Source organism: Cellulosimicrobium sp. BMG9.22 (genome assembly GCF_059159975.1).
Genome location: NZ_JBZGBY010000012.1, coordinates 20,881 through 41,120, shown reverse-complemented (window position 1 = coordinate 41,120; position 20,240 = coordinate 20,881). Strand labels below are relative to the sequence as shown.

Here is a 20,240-nt window from a genome sequence, read left to right as displayed (position 1 = left end):
CGGCAGCCCAAGGCCTGTGCGCGACGACCGCGCTCCTGCGCGCACCCCGGCGCCGTCCGTAACCGATCGACATGTTCGCAGCCCCTACCGTCACGATGTCCGCATGGGGCGCCTCAGACCCAGAACGCGCGGCGCTGCCGACATCACCGTGTACAGCCAGTGCCCGGATCCTGGACGGGTGCCGGGTAGGGCGCAATCAGGGGCGCGTTCGGGACGAATGGACGGGCGGTGACGAGCGGGTGACGGATCGCTGAAGCGTGCCGATGAGGCCCGCCTGACCAGCATCGATACCACCACGGCGACGTGAACGACAGGTCGTCACGGCCGCTTCAAGACCACCCGATCGGAGGGGGCAGCGACCTTCGCGGCGACGACGGTCGTGGTCATCGCGTCCTCCCTGGGCGGCTCGTGTCAGGAGAGCGCGAGCGTCAGGAACACGCTGTTCGGGTCGTCGGTGTAGTCGGCGAACGGACCGCACGCTGTGAACCCGTGCCGCGCGTACAGGCGCCGTGCGGGCGCGAAGTACTCCTCGGCGCCCGTCTCCAGGCTGACACGCTCGAGCGCCCGGTCACGGGCGGCGTCGAGCAGGTACCCGAGGACCGCCGCGGCCACGCCCCGGCCCCGGGCGGCCGCCGTCGTGCGCATGGACTTGAGCTCACCGAGCGCCGCGTCGTGCTGCTTGAGCGCGCCACACCCCAGGAGCGTCCCGTCCGCGCCGCGCGCGGTGACGAACGTGATGTCGGCCCCGCGCAGGCGGTCGACGTCCAGCGCGTGCACGCTCTCCGGCGGCGACGTCGCGTACATGTCGTCGAGGTGCTCCTGCAGCAGGGCCAGCACGTCGGCGGCCGTCGGGTCCTCGACGGCGACGCGCACGTCGGCCCGGGTGGTCGTCTCGCTCACCGCAGGAGCGTGCCACATCCGGGCGGGCTTGTTCCTGGGTCGGGCGCTTCTCTCTCGCCGCTGAGGCACCCCGCGGCGGAGCGCGACACACCGCTCCCTACGGCAGCGCGGCGTGACACTCCGCAGACGCGGGTCTATCGTGCATTTCATGCCGCACTTTCGGATTCGAGAGGCCGCGAACCTGCTCGGCGTGAGCGACGACACCGTCCGCCGCTGGGTCGACGCCGGGGACCTCGCCGCGAGCGCCGACGACGCCGGGCGCAAGGTCGTGGACGGCGCGGAGCTGGCACGCTTCGCCGTCGCACAGTCGCACCCGACGCCCGACCCGTCCGGCGTGGCGCGGTCCGCACGCAACCGGTTCGTGGGGATCGTGACGGACGTCGTGGGCGACACGGTCATGTCCCAGGTGGAGATGCTGTGCGGCGGTCAGCGCGTCGTGTCGCTCATGAGCACCGAGGCCGTGCGTGAGCTGGGGCTCGAGCCGGGGAGCCTGGCCGTCGCGGTCGTCAAGGCGACGACCGTCATCGTCGAGACCCCCGGCGGGGCGGCATGAGGAAATCCCCCCGCAGGTGCCGACCCCTGGCCGCCCCGGCCTGCGGACGCGCCGGGCGTGCACGGTCGGCGGGCACCGCGCCGACTGTTCCGCCACTCCGGCGAGCCGTCGGCGCGTTCGTGACGGCGGCGTCGGTCGCCTTGCTCGCCGCGTGCGGTGGCGGGCCGGACGCCGGGGGTGCGACGCCGTCGTCGGGCAGCGCGACGGGCGCGCCCGCCGAAGAGCGGACGCTTACGGTGCTCGCTGCCGCCTCGCTGCGCGACGTGTTCACCGACCTCGCGGAGGACTTCGAGGCCGAGCACGAGGGTGTGACGGTGGCGCTGTCGTTCGCGGGGTCGTCGGACCTCGGCGACCAGATCCTCGCGGGCGCGCCCGCCGATGTGTTCGCCTCGGCGGACGAGCGGAGCATGGCGCGTGTGGTCGACGCGGGCGACGCGAGCGACCCGGTCGCGTTCGCGACGAACACGCTGACGATGGTCACTCCCCCGGGCAACCCGGCCGGGGTCGAGACGTTCGCGGACCTCGCGCGCGAGGACGTCAAGGTCGTCGTGTGCGCGCCGGAGGTCCCGTGCGGCGCCGCGACGGACACCGTCGCCGACGCCGCGGGAGTGGCCATCCACCGAGTGAGCGAGGAGGCGAGCGTGACCGACGTGCTCGCCAAGGTGACGTCCGGCGAGGCCGACGCCGGTCTCGTGTACGTCACGGACGCGACGCTCGCGGGCGACGACATCGAGGTCGTCGACGTCCCCGAGACCGACGCGGCGCTCAACGTGTACCCGATCGCCGTCGTCGCGGCAGCCGCCGACGCGGGACCGGAGCAGGCGGAGCTCGCCCGGGCGTGGGTCGACCTCGTGACGGGCGACGACGGTCAGGCCGCGCTCGCCGCCGCGGGCTTCGGCGCGCCGTGACCCTCCCGCCACCCCGCCCCGTGACCCCCCTCCACCCCGGCGTGGCGCGCCTACGCGCGGAGCGACCACGCCTACGCGCGCGCCCGGCGCCGGGGGACGTACCACCGCGCGGAGCACAGCGGTCCGCGCGAACCGACGGTCCCTGATGCGTGGCCTCCCCCGCTGGGTCCTCGTCCCGGCGGTGCTCGGGGCGCTGTTCGTCGTCGTCCCCGTGGTGGCGATGATCCTGCGCGTCGACCTCGCCCCGGGTCCGGACGGCACCGGGGGCTTCTGGGCGATCGTCACCTCACCGTCCGCCGTCGACGCGCTCGGCCTGTCGCTGCGCACGTCGCTCGCCGCGACGGCGTGCTGCGTCCTCCTCGGCACCCCGATGGCGCTCGTCCTCGCCCGCACGACGTTCCCCGGCCAGCGCGTCGCGCGCGCCCTGGTGCTGCTGCCCCTCGTGCTGCCGCCCGTCGTCGGCGGCATCGCGCTGCTCTACACGTTCGGGCGGCGCGGCCTGATCGGGCAGCACCTCGAGGTCCTGGGCGTCGAGATCGCGTTCACCACCACCGCCGTCGTCCTGGCGCAGACGTTCGTCGCACTGCCGTTCCTCGTCCTGAGCCTCGAGGGTGCGCTGCGGACCCAGGATTCCCGCCTCGAGGACGTCGCGGCGACCCTCGGCGCGAGCCCCACCACGGTCCTGCGCCGGGTGACCCTCCCTCGCGTCCTGCCCGGCCTGCTCTCCGGGTCCGTGCTCGCGTTCGCGCGCGCCCTCGGCGAGTTCGGTGCCACCCTCACGTTCGCCGGAGCACTCCAGGGAGTCACGCAGACCCTCCCGCTCGAGATCTACCTCCAGCGCAGCGCCGACCCGGACGCCGCCGTCGCGCTCTCGCTCGTGCTCGTGGTGGTCGCGGTGCTCATCACCGCGGCGGTGCACGGGCCGGGCGTTCTCGGCGGACCGGGTGGACCCGGCGGACCCAGTGCACGCGGTGCACGGTGGGGCGCGGGTCGGGGCGCGGGGGGCGGGGAGGGGGCGCCGGGTCTACCATCCGCGGCTCGTTCCTCGCCGCTCCCGCCAGACCCGCCACGACCCGGCGCCCCCTCCCCGCCCCCCGCTTCGCCGTCGTCTCGCCATCGGTCTCCTCCCGCCACCACCCGCCCCGCACATCCGCACCCGGTCGGACGGGAAGGAAGCCTGGACGGCTCGGAGGCAGCTGCCGCGAACCCGGTCACGGATGCCCCACCGGCTGCTCTCATCGTGCGCGCCGTCGTCCCCGACCGCGGGTTCGACGTCGAACTCGCGATCGCCCCTGGCGAGGTCGTCGCGGTGCTCGGGGAGAACGGCGCGGGGAAGTCGACGCTCGTGCAGGTGGTCGCGGGCCTCCTCCCCGCGGCCGCCGGTGTGCGGGTCGTCGTCGGGGACGACGACGTCACCCGCACCGCGCCGCGCCGCCGCCGGGTCGCGTGGCTGGGGCAGCGTCCGCTGCTGTTCGAGCACCTCACGGTCGAGGAGAACGTCGCGTTCGGTCTCCGCGCACGCGGTGTCCCGCGGGCGCAGTCCCGGCAGTCGGCGCGCGACGCGCTCGCACGCGTCGGGGCGGACCACCTCGCACGACGGCGGTCGTCGGACCTGTCCGGTGGGCAGGCGCAGCGCGTGGCGATCGCCCGCGCGCTCGTGACGGACCCGCGCGTGCTCCTGCTGGACGAGCCGCTCGCGTCGCTCGACGTGGGCGTCGCGCAGCACGTCCGGTCCGTGCTGCACGACGCCCAGCGCGACCGGCCCCGCACGACGCTCCTCGTCACCCACGACCTGCTCGACGTGCTGCTCCTGGCGGACCGCGTCGTCGTGCTGGACGGCGGGCGCGTGGTCGAGGACGGCCCGGTCGACGAGGTCCTCACCCGGCCGCGGTCCCGGTTCGCCGCGCGCCTCGCGGGCGTCAACCTGCTCGCCGGGATCGTGTCGCACGTCGCGGCGCCGGAGCCGGTGCCCGCCGGACCGGGGACGACGGGCGCACCCGCGAGCGAGTCGCCGGGCGAGACCGCCGCCGAGGACGCACCGGAGCGCGAGGTGACGCTCGCCGTCGACGGCGCGGGCGTCGTCGTCCAGGGGACCGCAGCCGAACCGCTCGTCGCCGGGACGACCGCCGTCGCGGTGTTCGAGCCGCGGGCCGTGGCGGTCCACCGCGCGACGCCCGAGGGCAGCCCGCGCAACGCGTACCGGGTGGTCGTGACGAGCGTCGAGCCGCACGGGCCGCTGCTGCGCGCGTGGGGCCGCGTGGTGGGTGACGAGGGCGGCGAGCCTGCCGCCCTGGCCACGACCGCCGTCGGGCACGACGCCGCCGCGCGCCTCGCCGCCGACCTCACCCCGCGCGCGGTGGCGGAGCTGCGCCTCGCCCCCGGCGAGCGCGTCTGGTTCGTCGTCAAGGCCGCCGAGGTCCGCATCCACACCCGCTGACACCACGCGGCCCGCCCGCCCCAAGCGCCGAGGTAGAGCCCTGGTCCGCCGAGGTAGAGGCGTGGTCACTGACCAGGCCTCTACCTCGGCGGGTCGTGCGGCTCGACGCCGCCGAGAGCGCGACGGACCTCGCCGACTATGGCGGACATCGCTGCCTCGGCGGCGCGTGCGTCGCCGCCGGCGACGGCGTGGGCGACGGCCTCGTGCTGGTCGAGCGCCTCGGAGACGGGCGAGGCGGGCATGAGGCCGAGGTGCGTGCGGCCGCTGAGCACCGCCGCGACGACGCCGGCGAGCGCGCCGAACATCTCGTTGCCGCTCGCGCGCAGCAGGAGCTCATGGAAGCGGACGTCGAGGCCGAGGAACTCCTCGAGGTCACCGGCCTCGCCGAGCAGGCGCATGCGCGCGGCGACCGCGACGATCTCGGCGCGCTCGTCGTCGGTCGCGTGCCGCGCCGCCCCGGCCGCGGCGAGCGGCTCGACGGCGTGGCGCAGTTCGGTGAGCGTGCGCAGCTGGGCGTCACGTCCGGGCCCTTCGAGGCGCCAGCGGATGACCCGCGGGTCGAGCACGTTCCAGTCCTCGAGGCCGAGCACCACGAGACCGACGCGCCGTTTCGACCGCACGAGGCCGAGGCCCTCGAGGAGCCGCATCACCTCGCGCGCGACCGTGCGCGAGACGCCGAACTCCGTCCCGATCGACTCGAGCGTGAGCGGGGTCCCCGCGGGCGCGACCCCGCTGGTGATGCGACGACCGAGGGAGTCGAGCACGGTGGTGTGCAAGACCGTCGTCGCCATGCACGAAGCCTAGTGGCGCCGATTGGTCACATCAATGAGTTGCAAAAGGTGCTACCAATACCCAACAGTGGGATGCGCAGCGGCGACCACGACGGCGCCGCCCGACACGGAAGTCGACACATGGACACGGACGTCAGCACCACCCCGCCCGGCGAGCCCGGGCCCCTGCCCCAGCACCTCGTCGTCATGGGCGTCGCGGGCTCGGGCAAGACCACCGTCGCGACGCTGCTCGCGCGGCACCTCGGCACCGAGTACGCCGAGGCCGACCAGTTCCACCCGCAGGCGAACATCGACAAGATGAGCTCCGGCACGCCGCTCACCGACGACGACCGCTGGCCCTGGCTCGAGGCCATCCGGGACTGGCTGAGCGCGGAGGCGCAGGCCGGCCGCTCGGCCGTCGTGACGTGCTCGGCGCTCAAGCGCTCCTACCGCGACCTGCTGCGCACCGCGGACGGTCTCGTGCTCTTCGTCCACCTCGACGGCAGCCCCGAGCTCCTCGCCGAGCGCATGCAGCATCGCAGCGGGCACTTCATGCCCACGTCGCTCCTGCCGTCGCAGCTCGCCACGCTCGAGCCCCTGTCCGACGACGAGCCCGGCTTCACGCTCGACGTCGCCGCCCCGCCCGAGCAGCTCGTGGAGGAGATCCTCGCGCGCACCGACCTCAGCATCGCGCCGGGGACCCGCTGACCCGGGGCGCACGACGACCTCAGCACCGAGACCCAGACCCCCACCGTCGACGGAGACATAGATGCCCCCCGAGGACTGGACCCAGACCCTGACCGCCGGACCGCTGCTCGCGATCGCCGCGGGCGCGATCGCGCTCCTGCTGTTCCTCATCATCAAGCTCAAGCTGCACGCGTTCCTCGCGCTCATCATCGTCAGCCTGCTCACCGCGGTCGTCGCGGGCATCCCGACGGGCTCGATCATCGAGGTCCTCACCGCGGGCTTCGGCACGACCCTCGCGACCGTCGCCCTCCTCGTCGGGCTCGGCGCCATGCTGGGTCGGCTCGTCGAGACCAGCGGCGGCGCGAAGGTCATGGCCGACTTCCTCATCGGGAAGTTCGGCGCGAAGCGCGCGCCCTTCGCGCTCGGCCTCGCGTCGCTGATCTTCGGGTTCCCGATCTTTTTCGACGCCGGGCTCGTCGTCATGCTCCCGATCGTCTTCTCGGTCGGGCGGCGGCTCGGCGGCTCCCTCCTGCTCTACGGACTGCCCGTCGCGGGTGCGTTCTCCGTCATGCACATCTACGTGCCCCCGCACCCCGGCCCCGTCGCCGCGACGGAGTTCCTCGGCGCCAACATCGGGTTCGTCATCCTGCTCGGGCTCATCGTGGCGATCCCCACCTGGTACGTCACGAGCTACCTCTTCGGCCGCTACATGGGGCGCCGCATCGACCTGCCGATCCCCTCGATCCTCGGCGAGGCGGACGAGGACCAGCTCGAGAACCCGCCGAAGTTCGGCACCGTCGTCACGATCCTCCTGCTGCCGCTCGTCCTGATCTTCGCCAACACCGGGCTCGACGCCCTGCGGGTGGCGGGCGCCGTCGACGCGGAGAACCCCGCCGTGCAGACCCTGCGGGCGATCGGCGCGACACCGGTGGCCCTGCTCATCACCGTGCTCGTCGCGGCGTGGGTGCTGGGCAAGCGGCGCGGGGTCAGCGGGACCGCGCTCGAGAAGACCCTCGACTCCGCGCTCGGCCCGGTGTGCTCGGTCATCCTCATCACCGGCGCGGGCGGGATGTTCGGCGGCGTGCTCCGGGCCACCGGCATCGGCGACGCGCTCGCCGACGTGCTCGGCGACCTCGGGCTCCCCGTGATCGTCGCGGGCTTCCTCATCGCGGCGATCCTGCGCGTCGCGCAGGGGTCGGCGACGGTGGCGCTCACCACGGCCGCCGGGCTCATCGCCCCCGCGGTCGAGGCGGGCAGCTTCAACCCCGTCGAGCTGGCCGCGATCGTCGTCGCGGTGGCCGCCGGTTCCGTGGTGCTCAGCCACGTGAACGACTCCGGGTTCTGGCTCGTCGGGCGGTTCTTCGACATGGATGTCAAGACGACGCTGCGGACCTGGACCGTCATGGAGACCGCCATCGGCGTCATGGGCTTCACCATCGCGGCGCTCGTCTTCGCGGTCGCCTAGGTCCTGACCCGGTCGGGCGGCTGCCCGACCGGGTCAGCGACGTGCGGGATCGTGCCGCGCGAAGAAGTCCCGCAGCTCCGCGCCGATCCTTTCCGGCTGCTCGAACGGAAGGGAGTGGGTCGCCCCGGGCCAGACGCGGACCTCGACGTCGGGCACGTTCGCCCTCGCACGGGCGACGGCGGCGTGGGGGTCAGCGTTCGCGGCGCTGTCGCCCGCCATGGCCGCGTACACGGGCACGCGGATCGCGCGGAGCTCGTCGGTCGTGAAGAGCGCCGGGAACGACCGGCGCGACCGGTAGTGCCGCGTGCCGACCGCGATCACGGCGGTCACCGGGTCCGCGGCGTCGATCCGCTCGGCGCCGCCGATCCGGGCGAGCGCAGCGTCGCGCCAGCGCTGGGGCAGGAACGGTACCGACGACGGGATCGAGAGCAGCACCACCTGCCACCGGATCCGGGAGAAGGTCTGCACGGGGTCGATCAGGCTCAGGGTCGCAACATGGGCGGGACGCCGGACCGCGAGGTTCGCCGCGCTCCAGCCACCGAAGGAGTGGCCGACGACGTGCACCCGGTCGACCCCGAGCCCGTCCAGGGTCTCGTCGATCCACGCCGCCTGGGCGTCGGGGGTGCGGAGCGACGCCGTCTGGACGCTGAGGCCCGCGTCGCCGAGGGCGTCGACGGCGTAGACCGGGCGGTCCTCGAGGAGGGCAGGCAGGTTCGTCCCCCACATCGGGACCGCGGCGCCCCAGCCGGGCAGCAGCAGCGCCGGCGTCCGACCGGACGCTGCCGCGGCCGTGCCGGACGGCGCGAAGCGGTAGGCGCGAACCGTCCCGGACGCGGTGGGCACGTCCCACGTGCGCTCCGGATCGGGCAAGGCCGCCATCGCGGTCCGGTAGGCGGACTCGAACTCGGCCCGGCCCGCCGCGTCGCGCCACCCGCCGACCCCGGACGGCAGGTCGGTCCTCTCGTCGGTCATGGGGCCCACCGTGCCAGCCGGCGGGTTGCAATGCAAGTGCATCGTAACGATGGGCGGTCGTGCGAAGATCGACCCGTGCCTCGCGACGTGGACCACGACCAGCGCCGACGCGAGATCGTGCTCGCGGTCTGGACGATCGTCGCGCGCCGCGGCATCGAGGGCGTCACTCTGCGCGGCGTCGCCGCGGAGGCCGGGGTCTCCATGGGTCGCGTGCAGCACTACTTCGGGACGCGCGACGAGCTCGTGCGGCACGCGTGCCGCCTCATGGTCGAGGGCGCGCAGGCCGAGCACGTCGCGCAGGGCGCGACGCAGCCGCCGGTCGACCGGCTCCGGCTGCTGGTCCGGCGCGCCGTGCCGACGACGCCGGAGTTCACCCTGGGCGTCGCCGTCTGGACCGCGTTCCACGCCAAGAGCGTGGACGACCCGGAGATCGCGTCGATCCTCGCGGACGCCCATCGCGAGGGCGTCCGCGAGGGAGCCGCGCTGATCGCCGCCGCGCGTGACGACGGTGACCTGCCCGACGGCGACGACCCGGACGCCGTAGCGCTGCGGCTCCTCGCCCTCGCGGAGGGCTACGGCGCGCGGGTCCTGGTCGGCAGCCTCGACGCCGACGACGCGCTCGCCGCGCTCGACCGCGAGCTCGAGGGGATCGGGGCGACGCCGCGCGCGTGAGCACGCGACGCCACCCCCGGCGCCGGCGCGCCGGGTGCTCCCTGGCCAGGACCGGCGCGCCCGCACCGCAGGGACCGCCCGGGCGCACGGCCCGGGCGGTCCCGTCGTGGCGGACGTCAGCGCCGGTCGGTGAAGACCGGGGTGTAGGCGTCCGGGTCGGCGACCCAGGACCTGCGGCGGAAGCGCTGCAGCGTCAGGCCGAGCAGCGTGAGCAGCCCCGCCATCACGAGCAGGCCCAGGTCACCGCCCGCACCCGTCGTCGCGAGGGCCGTCGGGCCCGACGCGGCGACCAAGCCGCCGGAGGCGCCGGCAGCGGTCCCCGTCCCGGCGCTGACCGGGTTGAGGACGCGGATCACCGTGCCGTCCGTTCCGTCCGTCGCCCCAGGGTCGGTCCCGTCCGTGGGATCGGTCGGATCCGTCGGATCCGTGGGGTCGGTCGGATCCGTCGGATCCGTCGGGTCGGTCGGATCCGTCGGGTCGGTCGGATCCGTCGGATCCGTCGGGTCGGTCGGATCCGTCGGGTCCGTGGGGTCGACCGGCGCGGTCGCCGTCGGGCACGCCGCGGTCGCGTCGCCCAGCACGCCGACGCCGACGCCGCAGACAGTGACCGGGACGGTCACCGGCAGGTCCACGTCGAGGTCCGGCAGAGCGCCGAGCAGGCCGTCGCCACCGGTCACCCCGTCGAGCAGCTCGTCGTCGCCCAGGACATCGTCCAGGACGCCGTCGCCCGCGCCGTCACCCAGGAGGTCGTCGAGCAGCCCTCCGTCGCCGAGAACGCCGTCCAGGAGGCCGTCGTCCCCACCGAGGAGGTCGTCCACGACACCGTCGTCACCGAGCACCCCGTCGAGGAGCCCGGAACCGTCAGTGCCGTCGCCCGCACCGGCGTCAGTCCCGTCGTCGGCGCCTCCGCCGACGACGGCGTCCCCGAGGACCCCGACCGCGACGTCGGAGACGTTCACCGGAACGGTGACCGGGACGGTGACGTCGATGTCCGACCCGGTGTCCGTCGCGCCGTCACCCGCACCGGGCGCCGGAACATCCGGAGCAGCCGGAGCAGCCGGAGCCGAGCTGTCGCCGGGTACCACGGCCGCGTCGCCCAGGACACCGACGGCGACCCCCGACACGTCGACGGGGATCGTCACCGGCACGTCCACGGCGACGTCCGCCGGGTCCGTCGGCTCCGCCGGCACGGGGGCAGGCGCCGGAGCCGGCTCGGCGGCGGGCGCGGGAGCCACCTCCGCATCGCCGAGAACGCCGACGGCCACGCCGGACACGTCCACCGGGATCGTCACCGGCACGTCGACGTCCACGTCCGCCGGGTCCGCCGGAGCGGGCGCCGGTGCAGGCGCTGGTACCGGGGCCGGCGCGGGTGCCGGCGCGGGTGCCGGCTCCCGCGCGACCGCCGCGTCGCCGAGGACGCCCACCGCGACGTCGGACACGGTCACCGGGACGTGCACGGGCGCGTCCACGGACACGTCGGGCAGGACCTCGGTCACCTGGCTCAGCGGAGCCTCGACCGACACGTCCAGTCCGAGATCGCCGAGGAGGTCGCCCTCGGCTGCGTGGGCCGCACCGGCCCCGACGACCACGAGGCCGCCTGTGACGAGCGCTGTGCGCAGCGCGCGCCGAACGAAGGTGTGCATGATCTGTCTCTCTCCTGCTCAGAAGTGGCTGGCGCACAGGGCGCCGGGTCGCGTGTGCCGCGCGCGAGGGCGCGGCGCGAGCCACGTCAGGCAGGTGAGACGGGGACCTCGAAGAACGTCGAGGGGTGCTGCGACCGCGCGTCGTCGACGACGGCGGTCCAGGTCGAGAGCGCGGGGGCGACCGCACCCGTGCCGAGCGCGGCGACGTCGCCGCCGGAACCGGCGCGCAGGGCGCTGACGGACGGCGCAGGCGCAGTGCCGAGGTCCCCGTCCGCCGAGACGCCAGGCGCCGAGTGACCGCCGGGCACGGCGGTGCCCTGGGCGACGCTCACCGACACGTCGGTGCCCGTCCCTGGCCGGACGTCTCGGTCGTGCGCGCGCGCCTGGGCGGGCCCGTCACGTCCCGCAGGGCCCGTCGGCCGCACCGGCTCGCCGCTCGGCACAGCCGGGACCGACGGGGCGGCCGACGGCGTCGCCAGGTCAGGGGTCGCAACGCCAGGGCCGGCGTCGTCGGGGCCATGCGGGGCCGTCGGGACGGCGGTCCCGGGGTCGGTGCCCGGGGCCCCGGGCAGGACGGGAGCGAGCGGGTCCAGCGGCACGAGAGGTTCGGTCACGGGACCGAGCACCGGGTCCGTGACCGGACCGAGCAGGTCGAGGACCGGCGTCAGCGCGTCGAGGACGGGCGTCACCGGGTCGAGGGCGGGGGCCGCCGTCTCGAGCACCGGGTTCACCACGGGGGCGACGGCGTCGACCACCGGGGTCACGGCCGGGACGGCGGCGTCGAGGACCGGCGTGGTGACCGGTGCGACGGCGTCGGTCACGGGCTGCACGACCGGCGCGACAGGCGCCACGACCTGCTCGACCACCGGCGCGACGGGAGCGACCACCTGGTCGACGACCGGTGCGACGGGGCGGGCGACCTCCTCGACCACCGGGGCCGCCGGGGCCACGACCTGCTCGACGACCGGGGCGACAGGCTGGACCACGGGGGCGACGACGTCGCGCACCACGGGCTCCACGACGCCGTGGACGACGGGGTCGAGGACGGCATCCACCGTCGAGGTGACGGGCGCCAGTGCCTTGCCCAGGCCGAGCGGGTCCTCCGCGGCGGACGCGCCACCCGCCGTCGCCACGGCGAACGCCAGACCTGCGCCGAGCCCACCGCCGGCCACGAGCACACGCACGAGCCAGCGACGGGCGGCTGTTGCGCGCCTGCCCTGCGCGTCGTGCGTCACGTCCATCGTGTGCCCCGTGGGTCGTCGGTGCAGCGAAGGAGCGGGTCGTCGGACCCGTCCGCGCTCACGGTAGGCACGCCCCGGTGGCGTCCACCACCGGGAGCGCCCCATTTCACCCGACCGTGGCCCCGAACACCAGGCCGAGCAGGTAGGTCGCCGCGGCGGCGCCGAAACCGATCGCGATCTGACGCAGCGCGCGCTTGAGCGGCGAGGTTCCGGAGAGCAGCCCGACCGTCGCACCCGTCGCGAGCAGCGCGATGCCGACGAGCGTCGCCGCCACCGCGACCGCCGGAAGTCCCGTCAGACCGAACAGGTACGGCAGCACGGGGATCAGCGCACCCGAGGCGAAGAAGAGGAACGACGACACGGCCGCGCCGAGCGCCGTGCCGTGCGTCTCGTGCTCGTCGTCGCTCGGCGGCGGCGCGATGACCGTCTGCTGCGTGTACGTCGCGAGGACGTCCGCAGCGTGCTCCTCGGCCTCGGCCGGCGCCATGCCCCGCGCCCGGTACACGAGCGCGAGCTCGTTCGCGTCGACGTCGAGGTCCGGGAGCGCGGCCGACGCGTGCGGGCTGGGTGTCGACGCGTCGAGCAGCTCGCGCTGCGAGCGCACCGACACGTACTCCCCCGCGCCCATGGACAGCGCGCCCGCGAGCAGGCCCGCGAGACCGGAGAGCAGGACGGTCGCGGTCGACGCCCCCGACGCGCCGATGCCCAGGATGAGCGCGAGGTTCGACACGAGGCCGTCGTTCGCGCCGAACACCGCCGCCCGGAACGTCCCCGACATGCGGTTGCGCCCGCGCGTCGCGAGGCCGCGCACGACCTCCTCGTGGATCCGCTCGTCGGCGGCCATCGTGGGGGTCGCGTCGGCGTCGGTGTCGTACGTCGAGCGCGCCTCGGCGCGCTGCGCGAGCGCGAGGACGAACACCCCGCCGAACCGCCGAGCGAGCCAGCCGAGCGTGCGGGTGCGCCAGTCGCCGCGCAGGGGCTTGCCGACGTCCTCGCCGAGCAGGTCGAGCCAGTGCTGCTCGTGGCGCTTCTCGGCGTCGGACAGCGCGAGGAGGATGTCGCGCTCCTCGCCGCTGCGACGGCTCGCGAGGTCGCGGTACACCGCGGCCTCCGCACGCTCGTCGGCGAGGAAGCGGCGCCAGCGCTTGATCTCCTGGGACGTCGGCGGATGCCCGACGGCGTGGGCCGGGTCCCCGCCCGGTGTCACCCCGCGAGGGGCGTCCGCGGGCAGGCCGGGAGGCGGCTCAGGTGTGGAGGGCATGTCTCCATGATGGCGATTTTCTGCGCCGCGGTGTTTCGCCCAACCGAACTGCGCCGGGGGGACGGCCGTGACCGCCGTTCCGCACGACCCCGTGGTTGGATCGGAGCATGACCACTCCTGAGAACGAGCTGTCCCGCCCCGAGGTCGATGCACCGGAGGGCCCCGCCCCCACCGAGCTCGTCGTCGAGGACATCACCGTCGGCGACGGCCCCGAGGCGACGCCCGGCGCGACCGTGAACGTGCACTACCTGGGCGTCGAGTACGAGACCGGCGACGAGTTCGACGCGTCGTGGAACCGCGGCCAGTCGATCAACTTCCCCCTGCGCAGCCTCATCGCCGGCTGGCAGGAAGGCATCCCCGGCATGAAGGTCGGCGGGCGCCGCAAGCTCGTCGTCCCGCCGGAGCTCGCCTACGGCCCCGCCGGCGGCGGCCACCGCCTCTCCGGCAAGACGCTCATCTTCGTCATCGACCTGCTCGGCGTCTCCTGACCCAAACCCTCCCATCGCCGAGGTAGACCCCCGGTCCACTGAGGTAGAACCCTGGTCGCGCGAGGTAGAACCGTGGTTCCTTGTCGGACGGCGGTCGGGTCGCCTTGGGTGGTCGGGGTGGGTGGGGGCGCCGCGTCTACCATCCGCGCCGCTCGTTCCTCGCGGCGCTCCCGCCAGGCCCGTCCACGACGCGGCGCCCCACCCACCCCGCCCGGCGTCGTCCCACCCTGGTCGTCCCTCACCCAGGCAGACCCGCGGTGGCGCGCCGAGCATGTCGTTGTGGCTCGACCCGGTCGCCTGACGAGCCATGACCCCATGCTCGACCGGCTATAACCGCGTGGTCGGCCCGGGCGCTGCACGGCCACGTAGCCGCCCCGCGCGCGCGACCCGGGCGCTGCCGTCGGCGGACCAGGCCTCTACCTCGGCGGACCACGGCTCTACTTCGGCGGACCGGGCCTCTACCTCGGCAGACCCGGGGGCCGCCCGTGGCGACGTGATGGCTGAGCGGGTGGGGCGGCGTCGGATGCGAAGGGCGTCAAGGCCGCGCTCCTCAAACCCACGCCCGACAGACCACGGTGACGGCGCGGACAGCCCGAGCACCGACGCCGCCCCACCCGCGGACCCGACCACGAACCGCCCAACGGAGCCCGAGCACCGACGGCGCCCGCACGCGGACCCGACCACGGACCGCGCGCCCGACCGCAAAACGACCGGGCTAGCTCGCGGACCCGGCGCAGGGGGCCAGCTCCGGCTGCGGCGTCGCCGGGACTTCCGCCGCGACCAAGGCGCGCTCGCGGCGCGACGCGCGCATCCGGACGACGGTGTCGACGAGGACGCCCAGGAGGATCCCGCCGACGACTCCGACGACCACGGCGAGCAGCGGGCTGTCACCGACCCAGGCGGCGGCGAGCGTCCCGATGAGGAACGAGTAGGTCGCCCACGTCGCGGAGGCGACGGCCGAGAGCGCCATGAAGCGCCGGCGTGAGAAGCCCACGGCTCCCGCGGTGACGTTGACCGCCGTCCGGCCGACGGGGACGAACCGGGCCGCGAGGACGACGGACGCGCCACGACGGTCGAGCGAGCGCGTCGCCCAGTCGACGGCACGCTGACCCCTCGGGCCGCGCAGCACCGGGAGCGTCCTCGTGCCGAGCGCGCGGCCCAGCGCGTACGCGAGCTGGTCGCCGCACCAGGCGCCGAGCGCCGCCACGAGCAGGACGAGCCCCCAGGCGACGCCGTCGCCCGACTGCGCGCCCACCGCGAGCATGACGATGACCGTCTCGCCCGGGATCGGCGGGAAGAAACCGTCGGCGGCGGTCGTGGCGAAGAGCGTCGGGAGCGCCCACACCGAGTCGACGAGCGCGAGCAACCACGACTCGACCTGTCCCCACAGCTCGCCCACCCACGTCACCATGCCCCCAGCCTCGACGACCCGGCAGCGTTCCCACCATGGGGTATCCCCCCGGTTCTCCCCTGAGGCGACCCCGACCCTGCGCAGGTCGCGGCCTCCCGTCGTGACCACGGATCCTCTCGGCGGCCCAGGATCGGTCCTCGCTGTGGACGGTGGCACGACGACGCTCCCGGACGGGAGACAATGAGCCCCGACGCATCCGCCTCCCCGCGCCGCAGACGGCGGACGGGGACGTCCGTGATCGAGGAGCACTGTGATCACTGTCAGCACCGACGGCTCGTGCCTGGTCAACCCGGGCGGCGCCATCGGGTGGGCCTGGATCAACCACGACGGCACGTTCGACTCCGGCGGCGCCGCGAGCGGGACCAACCAGGTCGCCGAGCTCACGGCGCTGCTCCAGGCCGTGCGTGCGCACCCCGGCGCCGAGCCGCTCCTCATCGAGTCCGACTCGCAGTACGCGATCAAGTGCGCGTCCGAGTGGGTCGTCGCGTGGAAGCGCAAGGGCTGGCGGACTGCGGGCGGGCAGCCGGTGAAGAACCTCGAGCTCGTCCAGGCCATCGACCGCGTCATCACCGAGCGTGCCGGGCCGGTGCGGTTCCGCTGGGTCCGCGGCCACGTGGGCGACCCGTTCAACGAGCGGGCCGACCAGCTCGCCGGCCTCGCGGCGCAGGACTGGGCCGCCGGCCGCGGTGACCTCGACGGCACACTCGTCCCCGAGCTCGGCGACCCGACGCGCACCCCGGGCCGCGTGCCGGCCACCGCGGCTGCGCCGCCCGCCGGGTCCACCGCACCGGCCGTCGTCGCGCCACGGCAGCCGACCCAGGATCCCGCCTGGGGCATGGACACTCTGTTCGACTGACCTCCACCGCCGAACACGACCTTGGTGTCGCTATGGGGCGGACAACGACACCAAGGCCGTGCTCGACACCGTGCAACGTCGTGCTCGGCGGTCGGTGGCGGGTGCGACGATGGGTCGGTGACCGTCACGCCGAGCACGGGCCTGGAGCCCGCCGAGCACACGGTCGGCGACCGCCCAGAGCCGGATCCGGTCGCGAACCCCGTGGTCGCCGCCGCCCCGCGCGTCCGGCGCGTGGCGTCCGCCCGCCCTCTCGACCTGCACCTCACGCTCGACCGGTTGACCCGCGGACCGTACGACCCCACCTCCCGACGGGGCCCCGGCGAGGTGTGGCGCACCACACGCCTGCCGAGCGGGCCCGCGACGTGCCGCCTCGTGCAGTCCGGGCCGCGCGACGTCGTCGCGCACGCGTGGGGGCCCGGCGCCCAGGAGGCGCTCGACGCGCTGCCCCACCTGCTGGGCGAGCACGACGACGACCGCGGCTTCGCCCCGCCCGCTCCCCTGCGCGACGCGTACCGGCGCAGCACCGGCCTGCGCGTGCCTCGCACCGGGCGTGTGCTCGAGGCGCTCGTGCCCGCGATCCTCGAGCAGCGCGTGCAGACCGTCGCGGCATGGCGTTCCTGGGCCTGGCTCGTGCGCCGCTACGGCGAGCCGGCGCCCGGTCCCGCGGGCGACGTCGGCATGTTCGTGGTGCCCGACGCCGCGGCGTGGGCCTCGGTGCCGTCCTGGGACTGGCACCGCGCGAACGTCGACCCGGGTCGCGCGCGGACCGTCGTCGCCGCGTCGCGGGTCGCCCGGCGGCTCGAGGAGTGCCCGGCGCTGCTCGACGCACGGGGGGCCGACGCCGCGCACGCCCGTCTGCAGGCCGTGCCGGGCGTGGGGGTGTGGACCGCGGCGGAGGTGGCCCAGCGCGCGCTCGGTGATGCCGACGCGGTGTCCGTGGGCGACTATCACCTCGCGAAGGCCGTCGGTTGGGCGCTCGTCGGCGAGCGTGTCGACGACGAGCGGATGCTCGAGCTGCTCGCGCCGTATGCCCCGCACCGCTACCGCGTGGTCCGGCTGCTCGAGATCTCCGGGCGCGGCCGGCCCCCGCGCCGCGGCCCGAAGCTGTCCATCCAGGACCACCGCCGCAACTGACCCGGCCACCCGAGCCGCTGAGTGCATGAAATAGTCGCCGGAACGCGCTGGTTCGGCGACTATTTCATGCACTCACGGGGTCACTCGGGGAGTGCGCACGACCCGTCGACGCAGACCGCTGCGTCGTCCGCGCCGACGAGCGTGAGCCCCGGGGCGGACTGCTCAGGGTGCGGAGCCGCGGCGTCGGCCGGGCTGACGCTCACGAGCGTCGTCCGCCGCGGGTTCGCGATGGAGTGGAAGTGGTTCGTCGTGGTGTCCGTCATCTGAGGCCTCCTCGTGGGATTCACGGGCGCCGGTGCACGTGTGGGCCGGCGTCGGTGCGGGCTACTGCTCCCCAGTCTCGGTGATACCGAGTCGCAGGTCCACCGCACCGGATGTGAGATGCGTCGCTCTGCCGCTGTCGTGCGGAGAGTTCGTGCTGAGCCGATCAGGCCGCAGCGCCCTCCGTGGCGGCCTGCTGGAGCACCTGGACGAAGACGGCGGGGTCCTGCGCGCCTGAGACGCCGTACCGGCCGTCGACGACGAAGAACGGCACGCCGTTGATCCCGTACGAGCGGGCCTGGTCGATGTCGGCCTGCACGTCGTCGGCGTACCGCCCGTCCTCGAGCACCGCGACCGTCTCGGTGCGGTCGAGCCCGACCTCGGCGGCGAGGTCCGCGAGGACCTCGACCCGGCCGACGTGCTTGCCCTCCTCGAAGTACGCCTTGAGGAGGCGCTCCTTCATCTCGACCTGCTTGCCGTGCGCCTTGGCGTGGTGCAGCAGCTCGTGCGCGGTGAGGGTCTTGGTCTGCCGGACGGCGTCGAAGTCGAACGACAGCCCCTCCGCGGCGGCGAGCTGCGTCATCTGGGCGAGCATCTGGTCGACCTGCGCCCGCGGCATCCCCTTGTGCCCAGCGAGGAAGTCGGTGGCGGTCCCGTCGAAGTCGACCGGGGTGTCCGGCGCGAGCTCGAACGAGTGGTACTCGATCTCCACCTGCGGGCCGTCACCGCTCTCCGCGAGCCGGTCGAGGGCGGTCTCGAGGCGCCGCTTGCCGACGTAGCACCACGGACAGGCCACGTCGGACCAGATGTCGATCTTCACCGTGGGCGCGCTCGCCGCGTCAGGGCTGTTCGTCGTCATGTGACGGTTCAACCATCTGCCGGACCTACGGATTCCCGCCGCCCGTCGTGACGTGCGACGCACGGAACAGGTCCTGCAGCACCATTATCTCCGCGCCGTGGTGGATCAGCTCACGGTTCATGTGCGCGACCAGGTGCGCGAACGGTGAGGCGGCGTCGATCGGTGTGGCCTGGCTCAGCCCGACCGTGAACATCTGGTCGTCGGGCAGCGTGTCGACGCCGGCCCGCCACCGGTCCACCTCGTGCCGCAGCCCCGCGACCGCCGGCCCCAGCTCGCCCGAGAACGCCACCTCCTCGCGGCGCCGCTCCCGAGCACCGAACGTCCACTCCCACCGCTCGAAGTAGGCCTCCGTGAGGTGCGCGACGAGCCACGCGATCGTCCGCGGCTGGGACGAGTCGGGACCGTCGGGCCACTCCATGACCCAGTCCCCGACGCCGAACGTCCGCGGAGCGCGCTCGCTCCCGCGCCGCACGACGCGCAGCGCGTCCGGGCCCGGCTCCCACTCGAGCTCCGCCTGGGTGAGCGTCCCGAGCCGCTCGGACACCTCGAGCCACGAGAACCCGAGCTGGCCGCGGACGACCGCGGCCGCCGTCGGGATCTCGAGGACCGACCAGTCGAAGTCCGGGCTGCCGTAGGCGATCTCGCCGTCCGCCGTCTCGTGCACCATCGTCGACACCCTTCGTCAGCCACCTTGCCTCGAACAGACGTTCGGTCACTGTTTCGCAGCACCCGTGCGGTGTCAATGCCCGCGGACCGCCGTCGTCGTGGGTGCGCGAGAATGGACGCCCGCCCACCACACCCTCCGGAGTCCTCGTGCGCATCCGTCCCCGCACCGTCCTGCTCGTCGCGACCGGGGTCGCGGTCGTCCTCCTCGGCGCGCTCGTGGTCTTCCTGGCCCTCAACGGCGTCGACGGCGTCGCGGGCTGAGGCGGACGGCCACCATCCGCGACGACCGCCCACCGCGCGCCCGGGCCGTCGTCGGGCGATCCTGCTGGAGGACACCCACCAGGAAGGCCGACCGTGAGCGCGAACGACACCGCCCCCGACCCGCAGCTCGTCCTCGTGCGCCACGGCGAGACGGAGTGGAGCGCGAGCGGCCGGCACACCGGCCGCTCGGACATCCCGCTCACCGTCGCGGGCGAGCAGCAGGCCGTCGCCGCGGGCGTGTGGCTGCAGCGGTGGGCCGACCGGCGCGGCCGGCGCGCTGCCGTCGTGCTGTCCAGCCCGCGCCAGCGCGCGCGACGCACGGCGGACCTCGCCGGGTTTCCCGACGCCCCGACGGACGACGACCTCGCCGAGTGGGACTACGGGCCCGTCGACGGGCGCACGGCCGTCGATGTCGGGGCCGAGCTCGGGCACGAGTGGCTGATCTTCCGCGACGGCGTCAACGTCCTCGCTGCCACGAACGGTCACCGCGGGGAGGCGCTCGACGACGTCGCCTCGCGCGCGGCCCGCGTCCTCGCGCGCGTCGAGCCCACGCTGCAGGGTGGCGAGGACGTCGTCCTGTTCGCGCACGGCCACCTCCTGCGCGTGCTCGCGACGGTCTGGCTCGGGGTCGACCCCGGCGTCGGCGCCCGGCTCGAGCTCGGGACCGCGGCGATCTGCCTCCTCGGGTACGGGCACGGGCTGCGCACGATCGAGGGCTGGAACCTGTCCGCGACTTCTTAGCGGACGCCCGCCGGACGGACCTCCCCGCATGCCCGGCGAGGTGGCACCATGCTC

General features: G+C 74.6%; 20 protein-coding genes. 10 read left to right on the top strand and 10 right to left on the bottom strand.

Features of this window, described 5'->3' with window-relative positions; genetic code table 11:
* Positions 1–411: 411 nt before the first annotated feature.
* On the bottom strand, positions 412–900 hold the full coding sequence (locus tag AC4H2H_RS10185; protein ID WP_494370691.1) for a GNAT family N-acetyltransferase: 489 nt from the start codon (positions 898–900) through the stop codon (positions 412–414).
* Positions 901–1,048: 148 nt separating this feature from the next.
* Between AC4H2H_RS10185 and AC4H2H_RS10180 the strand changes: the two genes are divergently transcribed.
* From AC4H2H_RS10180 to AC4H2H_RS10170, 3 genes are all read left to right on the top strand, one after another.
* On the top strand, positions 1,049–1,453 hold the full coding sequence (locus tag AC4H2H_RS10180) for a TOBE domain-containing protein (protein ID WP_494370690.1): 405 nt from the start codon (positions 1,049–1,051) through the stop codon (positions 1,451–1,453).
* A 119-nt stretch (positions 1,454–1,572) separates the two neighbouring features.
* Entirely contained in the window at positions 1,573–2,361 is a 789-nt protein-coding gene (modA, locus tag AC4H2H_RS10175; protein ID WP_494370689.1) for a molybdate ABC transporter substrate-binding protein, read from the top strand.
* Positions 2,362–2,506: 145 nt separating this feature from the next.
* Positions 2,507–4,798, top strand: a complete 2,292-nt coding sequence (locus tag AC4H2H_RS10170) for an ABC transporter permease (protein ID WP_494370688.1) — start codon at positions 2,507–2,509, stop codon at positions 4,796–4,798.
* A gap of 80 nt (positions 4,799–4,878) precedes the next feature.
* On the opposite strand, the gene AC4H2H_RS10165 is transcribed toward AC4H2H_RS10170, so the two are convergent.
* On the bottom strand, positions 4,879–5,589 hold the full coding sequence (locus AC4H2H_RS10165) for a FadR/GntR family transcriptional regulator (RefSeq protein ID WP_494370687.1): 711 nt from the start codon (positions 5,587–5,589) through the stop codon (positions 4,879–4,881).
* A gap of 120 nt (positions 5,590–5,709) precedes the next feature.
* Between AC4H2H_RS10165 and AC4H2H_RS10160 the strand changes: the two genes are divergently transcribed.
* On the top strand, positions 5,710–6,276 hold the full coding sequence (locus AC4H2H_RS10160; RefSeq protein ID WP_494370686.1) for a gluconokinase: 567 nt from the start codon (positions 5,710–5,712) through the stop codon (positions 6,274–6,276).
* Positions 6,277–6,337: 61 nt separating this feature from the next.
* Complete coding sequence (locus AC4H2H_RS10155) at positions 6,338–7,720, top strand: GntP family permease (RefSeq protein ID WP_494370685.1); 1,383 nt, start codon at positions 6,338–6,340, stop codon at positions 7,718–7,720.
* A gap of 33 nt (positions 7,721–7,753) precedes the next feature.
* Here AC4H2H_RS10155 and AC4H2H_RS10150 read toward each other — a convergent pair whose 3' ends face one another.
* Positions 7,754–8,692: an alpha/beta fold hydrolase gene (locus AC4H2H_RS10150; protein WP_494370684.1), complete on the bottom strand. Its 939-nt coding sequence runs from the start codon at positions 8,690–8,692 to the stop codon at positions 7,754–7,756.
* A gap of 75 nt (positions 8,693–8,767) precedes the next feature.
* On the opposite strand from AC4H2H_RS10150, the gene AC4H2H_RS10145 reads away from it, so the two are divergent.
* Positions 8,768–9,364: a TetR/AcrR family transcriptional regulator gene (locus tag AC4H2H_RS10145; protein ID WP_494370683.1), complete on the top strand. Its 597-nt coding sequence runs from the start codon at positions 8,768–8,770 to the stop codon at positions 9,362–9,364.
* Between the two features lie 116 nt (positions 9,365–9,480).
* On the opposite strand, the gene AC4H2H_RS10140 is transcribed toward AC4H2H_RS10145, so the two are convergent.
* The 3 genes from AC4H2H_RS10140 to AC4H2H_RS10130 all read right to left on the bottom strand — a co-directional run bounded on the left by AC4H2H_RS10140 (position 9,481) and on the right by AC4H2H_RS10130 (position 13,509).
* The gene (locus AC4H2H_RS10140) at positions 9,481–11,007 is read right to left on the bottom strand and encodes a hypothetical protein (RefSeq protein WP_494370682.1); all 1,527 of its coding nucleotides are present in this window, start codon (positions 11,005–11,007) and stop codon (positions 9,481–9,483) included.
* Between the two features lie 86 nt (positions 11,008–11,093).
* A complete protein-coding gene (locus AC4H2H_RS10135; protein WP_494370681.1) occupies positions 11,094–12,248 on the bottom strand; it encodes a hypothetical protein in 1,155 nt (384 codons plus the stop codon).
* A 106-nt stretch (positions 12,249–12,354) separates the two neighbouring features.
* Complete coding sequence (locus AC4H2H_RS10130; RefSeq protein ID WP_494370680.1) at positions 12,355–13,509, bottom strand: VIT1/CCC1 transporter family protein; 1,155 nt, start codon at positions 13,507–13,509, stop codon at positions 12,355–12,357.
* Between the two features lie 107 nt (positions 13,510–13,616).
* Here AC4H2H_RS10130 and AC4H2H_RS10125 point away from each other — a divergent pair, with 107 nt between their 5' ends.
* Positions 13,617–13,997 carry an FKBP-type peptidyl-prolyl cis-trans isomerase gene (locus AC4H2H_RS10125; protein ID WP_483774446.1) on the top strand — a complete coding sequence of 127 codons (381 nt, stop codon included), beginning with the start codon at positions 13,617–13,619 and terminating at the stop codon, positions 13,995–13,997.
* A 715-nt stretch (positions 13,998–14,712) separates the two neighbouring features.
* Here the strand turns inward: AC4H2H_RS10125 and AC4H2H_RS10120 are convergent.
* The gene (locus tag AC4H2H_RS10120; RefSeq protein ID WP_494370679.1) at positions 14,713–15,408 is read right to left on the bottom strand and encodes a DedA family protein; all 696 of its coding nucleotides are present in this window, start codon (positions 15,406–15,408) and stop codon (positions 14,713–14,715) included.
* Between the two features lie 250 nt (positions 15,409–15,658).
* Here AC4H2H_RS10120 and AC4H2H_RS10115 point away from each other — a divergent pair, with 250 nt between their 5' ends.
* Positions 15,659–16,264: a ribonuclease H family protein gene (locus AC4H2H_RS10115; protein WP_494370678.1), complete on the top strand. Its 606-nt coding sequence runs from the start codon at positions 15,659–15,661 to the stop codon at positions 16,262–16,264.
* Between the two features lie 117 nt (positions 16,265–16,381).
* Positions 16,382–17,398: a DNA-3-methyladenine glycosylase family protein gene (locus AC4H2H_RS10110; RefSeq protein WP_494370677.1), complete on the top strand. Its 1,017-nt coding sequence runs from the start codon at positions 16,382–16,384 to the stop codon at positions 17,396–17,398.
* Between the two features lie 80 nt (positions 17,399–17,478).
* Here AC4H2H_RS10110 and AC4H2H_RS10105 read toward each other — a convergent pair whose 3' ends face one another.
* The 3 genes from AC4H2H_RS10105 to AC4H2H_RS10095 all read right to left on the bottom strand — a co-directional run bounded on the left by AC4H2H_RS10105 (position 17,479) and on the right by AC4H2H_RS10095 (position 19,185).
* Positions 17,479–17,661 (bottom strand): hypothetical protein, encoded by a 183-nt coding sequence (locus AC4H2H_RS10105; protein ID WP_494370676.1) that lies wholly within the window; start codon positions 17,659–17,661, stop codon positions 17,479–17,481.
* Between the two features lie 164 nt (positions 17,662–17,825).
* Positions 17,826–18,518, bottom strand: a complete 693-nt coding sequence (locus tag AC4H2H_RS10100; RefSeq protein ID WP_494370675.1) for a DsbA family oxidoreductase — start codon at positions 18,516–18,518, stop codon at positions 17,826–17,828.
* A 25-nt stretch (positions 18,519–18,543) separates the two neighbouring features.
* Positions 18,544–19,185, bottom strand: coding sequence for a DinB family protein (locus AC4H2H_RS10095; RefSeq protein WP_494370674.1), 642 nt, complete (start codon positions 19,183–19,185; stop codon positions 18,544–18,546).
* Positions 19,186–19,538: 353 nt separating this feature from the next.
* Between AC4H2H_RS10095 and AC4H2H_RS10090 the strand changes: the two genes are divergently transcribed.
* Positions 19,539–20,186, top strand: a complete 648-nt coding sequence (locus AC4H2H_RS10090; RefSeq protein ID WP_494370673.1) for a histidine phosphatase family protein — start codon at positions 19,539–19,541, stop codon at positions 20,184–20,186.
* Positions 20,187–20,240 lie beyond the last annotated feature (54 nt).